The organism is Streptomyces sp. NPDC040545 (assembly GCF_055595065.1).
Genome location: NZ_JBVIWA010000032.1, coordinates 1 through 12,542 on the forward strand (window position 1 = coordinate 1; position 12,542 = coordinate 12,542).

A 12,542-nucleotide genomic window follows, 5' to 3' on the forward strand; every position below is an offset into this window, starting at 1 on the left:
GCTTCGATCTCGGACGGGCCGGCGTTGAAGGACTGCGGCTTGATCTTGGTGCCGCTCAGTTCCTTCTCGATCAGGCCTTCCTGGAGGCCGACCAGCGCGGTGGCGTGCGTCAGGTTGGGGAAGTACCCGATACGGACCTCGGAGGCGGACAGCTTCTTGCCCGCATCGGCCGCGTCGGCGGCCTTCGGCTCGTCCTTCTCGGCCTCGGAGCCGTAGCCGCAGGAAGCGAGCGCACCGATCAGGAGCGGCAGGGCGGCGGCGGCGACGATGCCGCGGCGGAGGGCGGTGCGGGTGCTGGCGGTGGCAGGCACGGGAGGACTTCCTCTCGTGACGGCGTCATCTCATGACGCGCGTCTTCGTTCGTGGAGCAATGGCGGATACGGCCGGTGGGGGGTGTGGGCGCGCGTGCGGTGCGCGTACGTCATCGCGCACATCGCGCAACCCCTCCCTGGCCGCTGCCGAGGGCGCCGCTGCCTACGCGGCCGCCCTCCTTCGCGAAGCTGGAGAAGATGTCGGGGAGCATGGCTAGAAGTCCCAGCCTTCCTCGTCGGCCTGAACGGTCGTCTCGGCCTTGGAGGCGAAGGACTCGCCCGCCATGCCGGCCGCCAGCGTCGTGCCGTCGGCCGGGTCGATCAGCAGGAAGGACCCGGTGCGGCGGGAGTCGGCGTACGCGTCGAGCGCGAGCGGCTCGGCGGTGCGTACGACGACACGGCCGATGTCGTTGGCCACCAGCTGCCCGGGGTCCGGGTGCTGGGACAGGTCGTCCAGGGTCAGCCGCGAGGGGATCTCCTTGACGATCGCCTTGACCGTGCGCGTCGTGTGCTTGATCAGCACCCGGGCGCCGACCGAGAGGGGCTGGTCGGCCACGTGGCAGACCGTCGCCTCGACGTCCTGCGTGGTGGCCGGGGCGTTCGCGGACGGCGCGATCAGGTCGCCGCGCGAGATGTCGATGTCGTCCTTCAGCCGCAGGGTCACCGACTGCGGGGCCCAGGCGATGTCGACGCTCTCGCCGAGCGCGTCGATGCCCTCGATGACCGAGGTCCGGCCGGACGGCAGGACCGTCACGGCCTCGCCGACGCGCAGCACGCCGGAGGCGATCTGGCCCGCGTAGCCGCGGTAGTCGGGGTGCTCGGCGGACTGCGGACGGATCACGTACTGGACCGGGAAACGCGCCGGGCAGGCGGTGAGGTCGTGGCTGACCGGGACGGTCTCCAGGTGCTCCAGCACCGTGGGGCCGCCGTACCAGTCCATGTTGGCGGAGGGCTCCACCACGTTGTCACCGGCCAGGGCCGAGATCGGGATCGCGGTGATCTCCGGGACGCCCAGGTCCGAGGCGTACGCGGTGAACTCCTCGGCGATGGCCGCGAAGACCGACTCCTGGTAGCCCACCAGGTCCATCTTGTTGACGGCCAGGACCACGTGCGGGACGCGCAGCAGCGCGGCCACGGCCGCGTGCCGGCGGGTCTGCTCGATGACGCCGTTGCGGGCGTCGACGAGGACCACGGCCAGGTCGGCGGTGGAGGCGCCGGTGACCATGTTCCGGGTGTACTGCACGTGCCCGGGGGTGTCCGCGAGGATGAACCGGCGGCGCGCGGTGGCGAAGTAGCGGTACGCGACGTCGATGGTGATGCCCTGCTCCCGCTCGGCCCGCAGCCCGTCGGTCAGCAGCGCGAGGTCGGGGGCGTCCTGGCCGCGCTGGGCGGAGACGGCCTCGACGGCCTCCATCTGGTCGGTCAGGACCGACTTGGAGTCGTGCAGCAGGCGGCCCACCAGGGTGGACTTGCCGTCGTCGACGGAACCGGCGGTCGCGAAGCGCAGCAGCGTGGTCGCCGACACGTCGGCGAACTGCTCGGTGGTGCTGGTCATGTCTAGAAGTACCCTTCGCGCTTGCGGTCTTCCATCGCGGCCTCGGACATCTTGTCGTCGGCGCGGGTCGCGCCCCGCTCGGTGAGGCGGGAGACGGCGATCTCGGCGATCACGGCGTCCAGCGTGACGGCGTCGGAGTCGACGGCGCCGGTGCAGGACATGTCACCGACGGTCCGGTAGCGGATGAGACGCGTCTCGGGCGTCTCGCTCTCCTTCGGGCCGCCCCACTCGCCGGCCGTCAGCCACATGCCGCCCCGCAGGAACACCTCGCGCTCGTGGGCGAAGTAGATCTCCGGCAGCTCGATGCCCTCGCGGGCGATGTACTGCCAGACGTCCAGCTCGGTCCAGTTCGAGAGCGGGAAGACGCGCACGTGCTCGCCGGGGGCGTGGCGGCCGTTGTAGAGCTGCCACAGCTCGGGGCGCTGGCGGCGCGGGTCCCACTGCGAGAACTCGTCGCGGAGGCTGAACACCCGCTCCTTGGCGCGGGCCTTCTCCTCGTCGCGGCGTCCGCCGCCGAAGACGGCGTCGAACTTCAGGCTCTGGATCGCCTCGGTCAGCGGCACGGTCTGCAGCGGGTTGCGGGTGCCGTCGGGGCGCTCGCGCAGCTTGCCCGCGTCGATGTACTCCTGGACGGAGGCCACGTGCAGGCGCAGGCCGTGCTTGGCGACCGTACGGTCGCGGTACTCCAGCACCTCGGGGAAGTTGTGGCCCGTGTCGACGTGCAGCAGCGTGAACGGCACCGGCGCCGGCGCGAACGCCTTCAGCGCCAGGTGCAGCATGACGATGGAGTCCTTGCCGCCGGAGAAGAGGATCACCGGCTTCTCGAACTCGCCCGCCACCTCGCGGAAGATGTGCACGGCCTCCGACTCGAGGGCGTCCAGGTGCGACAGCGCGTAGGGCGCATCCGTCTCGTCGTGGACGTGTGCGACGGTCGTCGTCATGCCAGACCCCTCTCGGTGAGCAGCGCGTGCAGGGCCGAAGCCGACTCCTGCACGGTCTGCGTGTGCGACTCGATACGCAGGTCCGGGGATTCCGGAGCCTCGTACGGGTCGTCGACCCCGGTCAGACCGGAGATCTCGCCCGCCGCCTGCTTGGCGTACAGGCCCTTGACGTCACGCTCGGAGCAGACCTCGACCGGGGTGGCCACGTGGACCTCCAGGTACGAGGTGCCCCCGGCGGCGTGCCGCCCCCGGACGGCCTCACGGCTGTCGGCGAACGGTGCGATCACCGGCACCAGCGCCTTGACCCCGTTGGACGCGAGGAGCTCGGCGACGAAGCCGATCCGCTGCACGTTGGTGTGCCGGTCCTCGCGGGTGAAGCCCAGGCCCGCGGAGAGGAACTCGCGGATCTCGTCCCCGTCCAGCACCTCCACACGGTGGCCCTCGGCGCGCAGCCGCCCGGCCAGCGCGTAGGCGATCGTGGTCTTGCCCGCGCTCGGCAGCCCGGTCAGCCACACGGTGGCGCCCTGGTCGCTCACGCTCATCTGCTCTGTCTCCGTAAGTTCTTCGCCGGTCGTCGTCATCAGCCGTGCAGCCCGCACTCGGTCTTGCCCCGTCCGGCCCACCGGCCGGCCCGCGCGTCCTCGCCCTCCACCACGCGGCGGGTGCAGGGGGCGCAGCCGACGGAGGCGTAACCGTCCGTCAGCAGCGGGTTGGTGAGTACGCCGTGCTCGGCGACGTACGCGTCCACGTCGTCCTGCGTCCAGCGGGCGATCGGGGAGACCTTGACCTTCTGCCGCTTCTCGTCCCAGCCGACCACCGGGGTGTTCGCCCGGGTCGGGGACTCGTCGCGGCGCAGACCCGTCGCCCAGGCGGTGTACGCGGTCAGGCCCTCTTCCAGCGGCTTGACCTTGCGCAGCGCGCAGCACAGGTCGGGGTCCCGGTCGTGCAGCTTCGGCCCGTACTGGGCGTCCTGCTCGGCCACCGTCTGGCGCGGCGTCAGCGTGATGACGCTGACGTCCATCACGGCCTCGACCGCGTCACGGGTACCGATGGTCTCCTCGAAGTGGTAGCCCGTGTCGAGGAAGACCACGTCCACACCGGGCAGGACCCGCGAGGCCAGATGGGCGACGACCGCGTCCTCCATGGAGGACGTCACGGCGAACTCCTTGCCGAACGTGTCGACCGCCCAGCGCAGGATGTCCAGCGCCGAGGCGTCCTCCAGGTCCCGGCCCGCCCGCTCGGCCAGCTCCTTGAGTTCCCCGGCCGTGAGACGCACGTCTTGAGTGGTGGTCATATCCCGTCCCCTCCCGCTGATCCCGCTGAATCCGACCGAACGCCCCGGGCCAGCAGCCCGAGGTACTTCAGCTGGAAGGCTCGGTTGCAGGCCCTGCATTCCCACGCGCCGTGACCCGTCTCGTTGGGAAACAGGTCCTCGTCGCCGCAGTAGGGGCAGTAGAACGGTGCGGCGCGCTCGCTCACGAGAGGCTCTTCTCGTCCGCGCGGGCGACCCACGCCGCGAAGCGCTCGCCCTCCTCGCGCTGCTCCTCGTAGTGCTTGACGACCCGCTCGACGTAGTCGGGCAGACCGGCCGAGGTGACCTTGAGGCCGCGGACCTTGCGGCCGAAGCCGGCCTCCAGGCCGAGGGCGCCGCCCAGGTGGACCTGGTAGCCCTCCACCTGGTTGCCGTCGTCGTCCAGGACCAGCTGCCCCTTGAGACCGATGTCCGCCACCTGGATACGGGCGCAGGCGTTCGGGCAGCCGTTGATGTTGATGGTGAGCGGCTCGGCGAAGTCCGGCAGGCGGCGCTCCAGTTCGTCGATCAGCGAGGCGCCGCGCGCCTTGGTCTCGACGATGGCCAGCTTGCAGAACTCGATGCCGGTGCAGGCCATCGTGCCGCGGCGGAACGGGGACGGCTTGACCCGCAGGTCCAGCGCCTCCAGCGCCCCGACCACCGAGTCGACCTGGTCGGCCTCGATGTCGAGCACGATCATCTTCTGCTCTGCGGTGGTCCGCAGGCGGCCGGAGCCGTGCTGCTGGGCCACATCCGCGATCTTGGTCAGGGTGGCACCGTCCACGCGGCCCACGCGGGGCGCGAAGCCGACGTAGAACTTGCCGTCCTTCTGCTGGTGGACGCCCACGTGGTCGCGCCACTGGCCGCTCGGCTGCGCGGGCGCCGGGCCGTCGGTCAGCTTGCGCTTCAGGTACTCGTCCTCCAGGACCTGGCGGAACTTGGCCGGGCCCCAGTCGGCGACGAGGAACTTCAGGCGGGCGCGGTTGCGCAGCCGGCGGTAGCCGTAGTCGCGGAAGATCGAGATGACGCCCTCGTAGACGTCCGGAACCTCGTCCAGCGAGACCCAGGTGCCCAGGCGCACACCCAGCTTGGGGTTGGTGGACAGCCCGCCGCCGACCCAGACGTCGAAGCCGGGGCCGTGCTCGGGGTGCTCCACGCCCACGAACGCGATGTCGTTGATCTCGTGCGCCACGTCGAGCAGCGGCGAGCCGGAGACCGCGGACTTGAACTTGCGGGGCAGGTTGGAGAAGTCCTTGTTGCCCACGATGCGGCGGTAGATCTCGTCGATGGCGGGCGTGCCGTCGATGATCTCGTCCTGGGCGATGCCGGCGACGGGCGAACCGAGGATGACGCGGGGCGTGTCACCGCAGGCCTCGGTGGTGGACAGGCCCACGGCCTCCAGCCGGCGCCAGATCTCCGGGACGTCCTCGATCCGGATCCAGTGGTACTGCACGTTCTGGCGGTCGGTGAGGTCGGCGGTGCCGCGCGCGAACTCCTCCGAGATCTCGCCGATCACGCGGAGCTGCTCGGTGGTCAGCCGGCCGCCGTCGATGCGGACGCGCAGCATGAAGTACTCGTCGTCCAGCTCCTCCGGCTCCAGGATCGCGGTCTTGCCGCCGTCGATCCCGGGCTTGCGCTGGGTGTAGAGGCCCCACCAGCGCATACGGCCGCGCAGGTCGTTGGGGTCGATCGAGTCGAAGCCGCGCTTGGAGTAGATCGTCTCGATGCGTGTCCGCACGTTGAGACCGTCGTCGTCCTTCTTGAACTGCTCGTTGCCGTTGAGGGGCGTGTGGTGTCCGACGGCCCACTGGCCCTCGCCGCGGTGACGGCCGGTCTTGCGGCGCGCGGCGGCTGCGGGTGCGGCTGCGGGCGTTTCGGGGGTGGCGGCCATGGCGGTACGTCCTTCTTCGGCGGCTCGAGGCAAGGGCAGGGGGAGGCGGCGGCGCTCCCCTGCGGGCTCGGCGGCTCCGAGCGGGTGTGGCTGATTCCCGCTACGCGCCGGGGTTGCCGGCGGGCAGGGCGGTACTACGGCCTCAGGGGGCTGGCGGGTGATCGGCGCGTCCGCGGCGGCGGGGACGACGGCGATGTGCGGCGTGGCTGGTTCCGTCAGCGCGGCGGACAGATGGCGCTGGACATGCGGCCGAGGTCGACGTGCCGCCGACTCACCAAGGCAATCCCAGCTCCATTCATGGCGGAAGCGTGTCATGTGCCGATTGGAGGAGTCCACTACTGTCCACGATTCGGACGAACTCGTCTCGAACAATGGGACGATGTGACAGGGGTCACGCGTCGAAGCCGGCTCCGCCGGGCCCGGGGCTCCGCCCCGGACCCCGCGCCTCAGTCACCGGCGGGGCTGAAATCGAGCCCCGCCGGCGATCGAGGCGCGGCGGTTCTGCCGACCGGCCCCCGGAGGGGCTACGCGCCGGGCCACGGGCCGGGGGGCGGGGTCTCTTCCTTCTCTTCCGTCTCCGTCTTGAAGACCTTGAAGCCGCGCCGCTCGTAGTTGCTCATCGCCGTCGGCCCGTCCTGGCTGCACGTGTGCACCCACACCCGCCGGGTCGGCTCCCGGTCCGGCCACCGCTCCGCGAGGGACCACGCCCGGGCGACACCCACCGACAGCAGGTGCCCGCCGATGCGGCGGCCGCGGAAGTCGGGGAGGAGGCCGAAGTACATGATCTCCACCACGCCGTCGTCCTGCGGGTCGAGCTCCACGTACCCGGCCGGCGTGCCCCGGTCGTACGCGACCCACGTCTCCACCCCCGGCCGCTCCAGCTGCTCCACCCACTGCGCGCGGGTCAGGGAGAGCCGGTCCGTCCAGTGGATGTCACCGCCCACGGAGGCGTACAGGAAGCGGCTGAACTCGGGGGAGGGGACCTCCGCCCGTGCGATGGATATCTCCGGGCCCGCCGGAGCCGCCGGGACGAGGTCCGCCGGAGAGGTCATCTCCAGCGCCCATGTGGTGAGAGTGATGGTGCTCATGCAGCTCAGGGAATCATGCCGGGCCCGGTCCGGCCCAGGCGGGCCCGGACCACCGCGGGCGCGGTCGAGTGCGGGAGCAGCGCGGCCGGGTCCTCGGGCCGGATCAGCTCCACCTCCACGTCCTCCGCGAAGCGGTACGGCCGGTGGGCGAGGACGCCCGCGAGGTGGCGGCGTACGCGGGACAGCTCCGCGCGGACCGTCACCGTGCGCGTCGGATCCCCGAACAGCTCCCCGGCCAGCTCCGCCGCCGAGCGCCCCCGCGGGCTCTCGGTCAGCAGGAACAGCAGCTCCGCGTGGCGCGGGCTCAGCTCCTGCGACCAGCTCCCGGAGGGGCCGTACACCGTCGCCGACCAGCATCCCGCCCGGCTGAGGTCCAGGACGATCCGGGTCGCCGCCGTGCCGTGACGGTCCTGGGTGACCCGCAGCAGCCAGCCGCCGGGCAGCGGCTCCACCACGCACTCCCCGAGCCGCGGTACCCACACCCGGCCCGGCCCGAAGGCCTTCGGCAGCGGGATCCGCTCCGCCGGGGCCAGGCCCGTCACCGCCGCCGTCCAGCCGTTCGGGTCCACGGCCAGCGCCCGTCCCGGCAGCCGGGCCAGCAGCGGGGCCGCCACCGTCCGCAGCCGCTCCAGCGACTCCAGGTGCCGCAGCCGCAGCTCCCGCTCCGCGAGCCGGGCCACCGAACTCACCCACGCCAGCGTCGCCGGGTGCATGGTGGCCAGCGGACCGCTGACGTCGACCACGCCCAGCAGCCGCCCGTCGCGCGGGTCCCGTACGGGCGCCCCGGCGCAGGTCCAGTCGTGGTGGCTGGAGACGAAGTGCTCGGCCGAGAACACCTGCACCGGGCGCCGGGCCACGAGGGCGGTGCCCACCCCGTTCGTACCGACGACGGCCTCGTCCCAGTCGGCCCCGACCGCGAAGCCGAGCCGGTCCGCCTTGCGCAGGATGGAGGAGTGGCCCTCCCGCCACAGCAGCCGCCCGTCCGCGTCGGCGACGACCATGATGTGCAGGGCCTCGTCCAGGGCGGGCAGCAGCCCCTCGCGCAGCACCGGCAGGATCTCCCGCAGCGGTGACACGTGCCTCCGCTCCTCGGTCTCGGCGGCCGACAGCATCCGCGAGCGCGCGTCCCGGTCCGGGTGCACCCCGCCGGCCAGCATCCGGCGCCAGGACTCCGCGATCTCCGGCCGGGGCGCGGCCGGCGGGTGGTCCCCGGCCAGCGCCGCCGCCCGCACGCCCTTGAGCAGACGTGCCGCGGCCCGCGCGTCCATGGCCGAGATGCGTGCCACATCGACCGTGCTGCCTGTGGTGTCGGCCACCGGAACCTCCCCGTGCGAACAGGACGTACGACGCAAGCCGCCCGGGCGGCTTGCGCGTACCGCTTCCCCAGGCACCCCGACGGACGGCTGCCGACTCAAAGGTTGCAACGGTATGCAACTCTCGCCAAGTCCCGGTCGGCCGACCGAAACTGTCCGGACGCCGCAGAGCGGCGTGCAGGCTCCTCCTCGGGGCTTCGGATCAGGGGTGGTGCCGAGTCGGCGCGGCGCCACCCCTGTACCCGGTCGACGGGCCCGGATCCCGGCTGGGAGCGGTTTGGGGACCGCCGTGGAGCCCGACGGGGGCTCTCTCCTAGCCCTGGATCCGCGCCCGTTCCACCACCGACCGCAGGTCGAGCGTGTGCGGCAGCGTGCCGAAGGCCGCGCCCCAGTCACCGCCCAGCCGCGAGGCGCAGAAGGCGTCCGCGACCTCCGGCGGGGCCCACCGCACCAGCAGCGATCCCTGGAGCACCAGCGCCATGCGCTCGACGACCCGGCGGGCCCGTGCCTCGATCCCGTCCAGATCGGCGAGATCCGTCAGCAGGTCCTTGATGGCCGAATCCAGCCGGTGGTCCGCGCCCCGGGCCAGGCCGACCTCCTGGAGGAAGGCGTTCAGTGCGTGCGGTTCGCGCTGGAGGGCGCGCAGTACGTCCAGCGCCTGCACGTTGCCCGAGCCCTCCCAGATGGAGTTCAGCGGGGATTCGCGCAGCAGTCTGGGCAGCCCCGACTCCTCTACGTAGCCGTTGCCCCCCAGACATTCCAGGGCCTCCGCCACCATCGGCGTACAGCGCTTGGTCACCCAGTACTTGGCGGCGGGCACGGCGAGGCGCAGGAAGGCCTTCTCCTGCTCCGTCCCGGCGTCGTTGGCGCCCGCCAGGCGCAGGGTCAAGGTGGTGGCGGCCTCCGACTCCAGGGCGAGGTCGGCGAGCACGTTGCGCATCAGCGGCTGGTCGATGAGCGGTGCTCCGAAAGCAGAGCGGTGCTCCGCGTGGTGCACGGCCTGGGTCAGGGCCTGCCGCATCAGCGAGGCCGAGCCGATCACGCAGTCCAGCCGGGTCGCCGCGACCATCTCGATGATGGTCCGCACCCCGCGGCCCTCCTCACCGACGCGCCGCGCCCAGGTCCCGTCGAATTCCACCTCGCTCGACGCGTTCGACTTGTTGCCCAGCTTGTCCTTCAGCCGCTGGATCGCGAAGACGTTGCGCGTCCCGTCCGGCAGGACCCGCGGCACCAGGAAGCACGTCAGGCCGCCCGGGGCCTGCGCCAGCACCAGGAAGCCGTCGCACATCGGTGCCGAGCAGAACCACTTGTGCCCGGTCAGCAGGTACTCGCCGGACGCGTCCAGCGGCACCGCGGCCGTCGTGTTCGCCCGTACGTCGCTGCCGCCCTGCTTCTCCGTCATCCCCATGCCGAAGAGCACACCGCCCTTCTCGGCGGCCGGCCGCAGTCCCTGCTCGTACACGTGCGAGGTCAGCCGCGGCTCCCATTCGGCGGCGAGCACCGGATCGGTGCGCAGCGCCGGCACGGCGGCGTGCGTCATCGAGACCGGGCAGCCGTGCCCCGCCTCGGCCTGCGACCAGATGAAGAACCCGGCGGCCCGGCGCAGATGCCCGGCCGGACGCCCCCAGGCGTCGGTGAGCCCGGACGTCACGGCGTGCCCGAGCAGCCGGTGCCAGGACGGGTGGAAATCGACCTCGTCGATCCGGTTCCCGTACCGGTCGTGCGTCCGCAGCTTGGGCGGATTCTCGTTCGACTGCACACCCCATTCCTGGGCCTGCGCGGAACCGGCCGCGTGCCCGAGGTCGGTGAGCTCCTGCCGTACCTCGCCGAGGAGTTCGGGATCCGCGGACGCCAGGTGACGCTCGACGCCCTCGGTGAGGGCCCGATCGCCGCCGTAGACGTCGTACCCCACCAGGGGAGGGGCCTGGTTGCTGACTGTGTGGGTGGTGGCTGCCATGCGGATACCGTAAGGACGTGCAGCCAGCAAAAGAAACACCCGAGCGGATCCCAGGACGGCTCCACCGGGCCCGTGCCCTTTACCGCAACGTCTCGATGCGGAAGATGGGCTGGCTGCTGCTGAAGGACACCGTCAACTCGTGCATCGAGTACCGGATCCTCGGGCTCGCGGCCGAGGCGGCGTTCTTCACGCTGCTCTCGCTGCCCCCGCTCTTCCTGGGCCTGCTGGGTCTGCTCGGCTACGTGGACGGCTGGACGGACACCCGCACGGTCGAAAGCATCGAGGAGAACATCCTGGCGGCGGTCGGCACGGTCCTGTCCGACCGCGGCGTCAACGACATCGCGCGGCCCCTGCTCGACGACGTCACCGGGCGCGGGCGCCCCGACCTGATCTCGCTCGGCTTCGCCTTCGCCCTGTGGTCCGGATCGCGCGCCGTGAACGTCTTCATCGACACCATCACCGTGATGTACGGGCTCGACGGCCAGCGCGGCATCGTCAAGACCCGGCTGCTGGCCTTCCTGCTCTACGTCATCGCCCTGCTGATCGGCGCGATCGTGCTGCCGCTGATGGTGGTGGGGCCGGACGCGGTCGTCCGGCTGGTGCCCTGGGGCACCGAAGTGATCGCGGTCCTGTACTGGCCGACCGTGACCTTGCTGTCCATCGTCTTCCTCACGACGCTCTACCACGTGTCCGTACCCGTGCGCTCGCCGTGGATCGAGGACGTGCCGGGGGCGCTTGTGGCCCTCGCCATGTGGGTGCTGGGCTCGTTCCTGCTGCGGATCTACCTCACCAACACGGTGGAGGGACCGACGATCTACGGATCACTGGCCGCGCCCGTGGCCGTACTCCTGTGGATCGGCATCTCGGCCTTCGCGGTGCTCGTCGGGGCCGCCGTCAACGCCGCGATCGACCGCGTCTGGCCCTCCGTGGCCACGGCGGCGGCGCGCGAGGCGAACGAGCGGGCCCGGGAGGCGGAGGCCGCCCAGCTGATCGCGCGGGCCGCCGCCTGGCGGGCGATGTCGGAGGGCGAGTCGGAGGACGACGAGGACGACGCGATGCCGTCGGAGTTCCCGGAGCGGTGGTCGAAGTTCCTGCCGCCCGAGGACTACCACTCCCGGCTGCGCAAGCACTGAGCCCACCGGGCCGGACACCGGGGCGGACACCCCTCTGGGGATTGTCTTCCCGGTCAGGCCGGGCCCTTCACACCCCAGGCGGTGAGCAGGCCGGGAGAGAGTGCGGCGCACTCCGGTGACTCCAGGTAGCGGATCGCCGCGTCGATCTCCGCGTCGTCGACCAGCCCGGTGGCCGTCATCGGCCCCCGCGCGCGCTCCCACGTACCGGCCCAGAACCGGCTGATGGGGCTGCCGGGCAGCAGCGGGGGGACGAGGATCTCGGCCCCCACGGACAGCAGACCGGCCTCCCGCAGGTGCTCGGGATAGCCCGGTACCCAGGAGACGTCCGTGCCCAGGCTGTCCCCGAGCCCCTGCCACATCGCCCGCATCACCCGGCCGTACGTGGTCGCCGGCGCGGCCGGGGTGGTCAGGTCGACCGCGTCGCCGAGGACCAGGACACCGCCCGGGGCGACCAGGGAGGCGAGCTTGCCGATCATCCGCGGCCAGTTCCGCAGGTGCATCAGCACGAACCGGGCGTGCACCAGCTGGAACCGTCCCGGGCTGAAGTCCAGGGCGGTGACGTCCGCCTCCAGCGGAGTGAGCCCGGGTGCCGGATGTGCCCTGAGGAAGGCCGTGTCCCGGTCCACGGCGAGGACCTCCGAGACCCCGGCCCGGTCCAGGAGGAGCCGGGCGACCGTACCCGTTCCCGCGCCCACGTCCAGGCAGCGCCAGCCCGGCCCGGCGCCCAGCGCGCGCAGCCGTGCCAGCGTGAAGTCGTCGTAGGCGAGCGCGCCGAGGTCGATGCGGTCGTCCTCGCCCGCCAGCTCCGGCCGGAACACCGCCTCGCCGTAGCGGCCGCCGGCCGCCCCGTCGGGACGCGGCGGCGGGTCGTCGTCGGGCAGGTTCACGTCCGGACCTCTTCACGGGGCGGGGAAAGGGGATGCCGCGGACGCGGCGGATGCGGCCCGCATCGGCCGCATCCGCCGCCCCACCGATCCTCCACCGGCACCCTCCCGCCCCACCGAGGCGCGCCGGGCCTGATCCGAAAGAGCCGGCCCTGATCCGAAAGAGCCGCCCGGTCCT

General features: G+C 72.0%; 12 protein-coding genes and 1 pseudogene. 1 reads left to right on the forward strand and 12 read right to left on the reverse strand.

Annotation, left to right across the window (positions count from 1 at the left end; all coding sequences use genetic code 11):
* From ACZ573_RS36105 to ACZ573_RS36155, 11 genes and pseudogenes are all read right to left on the reverse strand, one after another.
* Positions 1 to 311, reverse strand: a pseudogene (locus ACZ573_RS36105) (sulfate ABC transporter substrate-binding protein); the annotation flags it as partial.
* A gap of 214 nt (positions 312 to 525) precedes the next feature.
* Positions 526 to 1,866 (reverse strand): sulfate adenylyltransferase subunit 1, encoded by a 1,341-nt coding sequence (locus ACZ573_RS36110; RefSeq protein WP_471312734.1) that lies wholly within the window; start codon positions 1,864 to 1,866, stop codon positions 526 to 528.
* Between the two features lie 2 nt (positions 1,867 to 1,868).
* Positions 1,869 to 2,807 (reverse strand): sulfate adenylyltransferase subunit CysD, encoded by a 939-nt coding sequence (gene cysD / locus ACZ573_RS36115; protein WP_471312736.1) that lies wholly within the window; start codon positions 2,805 to 2,807, stop codon positions 1,869 to 1,871.
* A complete protein-coding gene (cysC, locus tag ACZ573_RS36120) occupies positions 2,804 to 3,349 on the reverse strand; it encodes an adenylyl-sulfate kinase (protein ID WP_471312738.1) in 546 nt (181 codons plus the stop codon). The genes cysD and cysC overlap by 4 nt, the downstream gene beginning before the upstream one ends.
* 38 nt (positions 3,350 to 3,387) lie before the next feature.
* Positions 3,388 to 4,101, reverse strand: coding sequence for a phosphoadenylyl-sulfate reductase (locus ACZ573_RS36125; protein WP_471312741.1), 714 nt, complete (start codon positions 4,099 to 4,101; stop codon positions 3,388 to 3,390).
* Positions 4,098 to 4,286, reverse strand: a complete 189-nt coding sequence (locus ACZ573_RS36130) for a hypothetical protein (protein WP_390173573.1) — start codon at positions 4,284 to 4,286, stop codon at positions 4,098 to 4,100. Before ACZ573_RS36130 ends, ACZ573_RS36125 begins: the two co-directional genes overlap by 4 nt.
* Positions 4,283 to 5,989 (reverse strand): nitrite/sulfite reductase, encoded by a 1,707-nt coding sequence (locus ACZ573_RS36135; RefSeq protein ID WP_471312743.1) that lies wholly within the window; start codon positions 5,987 to 5,989, stop codon positions 4,283 to 4,285. The genes ACZ573_RS36130 and ACZ573_RS36135 overlap by 4 nt, the downstream gene beginning before the upstream one ends.
* Before the next feature lie 215 nt (positions 5,990 to 6,204).
* Entirely contained in the window at positions 6,205 to 6,288 is an 84-nt protein-coding gene (locus ACZ573_RS36140) for a putative leader peptide (RefSeq protein WP_471312811.1), read from the reverse strand.
* Positions 6,289 to 6,513: 225 nt separating this feature from the next.
* Complete coding sequence (locus ACZ573_RS36145) at positions 6,514 to 7,077, reverse strand: GNAT family N-acetyltransferase (RefSeq protein ID WP_471312745.1); 564 nt, start codon at positions 7,075 to 7,077, stop codon at positions 6,514 to 6,516.
* Between the two features lie 5 nt (positions 7,078 to 7,082).
* The gene (locus ACZ573_RS36150) at positions 7,083 to 8,345 is read right to left on the reverse strand and encodes a GAF domain-containing protein (protein WP_471312813.1); all 1,263 of its coding nucleotides are present in this window, start codon (positions 8,343 to 8,345) and stop codon (positions 7,083 to 7,085) included.
* A gap of 358 nt (positions 8,346 to 8,703) precedes the next feature.
* The gene (locus ACZ573_RS36155) at positions 8,704 to 10,347 is read right to left on the reverse strand and encodes an acyl-CoA dehydrogenase family protein (protein WP_471312748.1); all 1,644 of its coding nucleotides are present in this window, start codon (positions 10,345 to 10,347) and stop codon (positions 8,704 to 8,706) included.
* A 17-nt stretch (positions 10,348 to 10,364) separates the two neighbouring features.
* On the opposite strand from ACZ573_RS36155, the gene ACZ573_RS36160 reads away from it, so the two are divergent.
* The gene (locus ACZ573_RS36160) at positions 10,365 to 11,480 is read left to right on the forward strand and encodes a YihY/virulence factor BrkB family protein (protein ID WP_471312750.1); all 1,116 of its coding nucleotides are present in this window, start codon (positions 10,365 to 10,367) and stop codon (positions 11,478 to 11,480) included.
* A gap of 53 nt (positions 11,481 to 11,533) precedes the next feature.
* On the opposite strand, the gene ACZ573_RS36165 is transcribed toward ACZ573_RS36160, so the two are convergent.
* The gene (locus tag ACZ573_RS36165) at positions 11,534 to 12,367 is read right to left on the reverse strand and encodes a class I SAM-dependent methyltransferase (RefSeq protein ID WP_471312752.1); all 834 of its coding nucleotides are present in this window, start codon (positions 12,365 to 12,367) and stop codon (positions 11,534 to 11,536) included.
* Between the last annotated feature and the right edge of the window lie 175 nt (positions 12,368 to 12,542).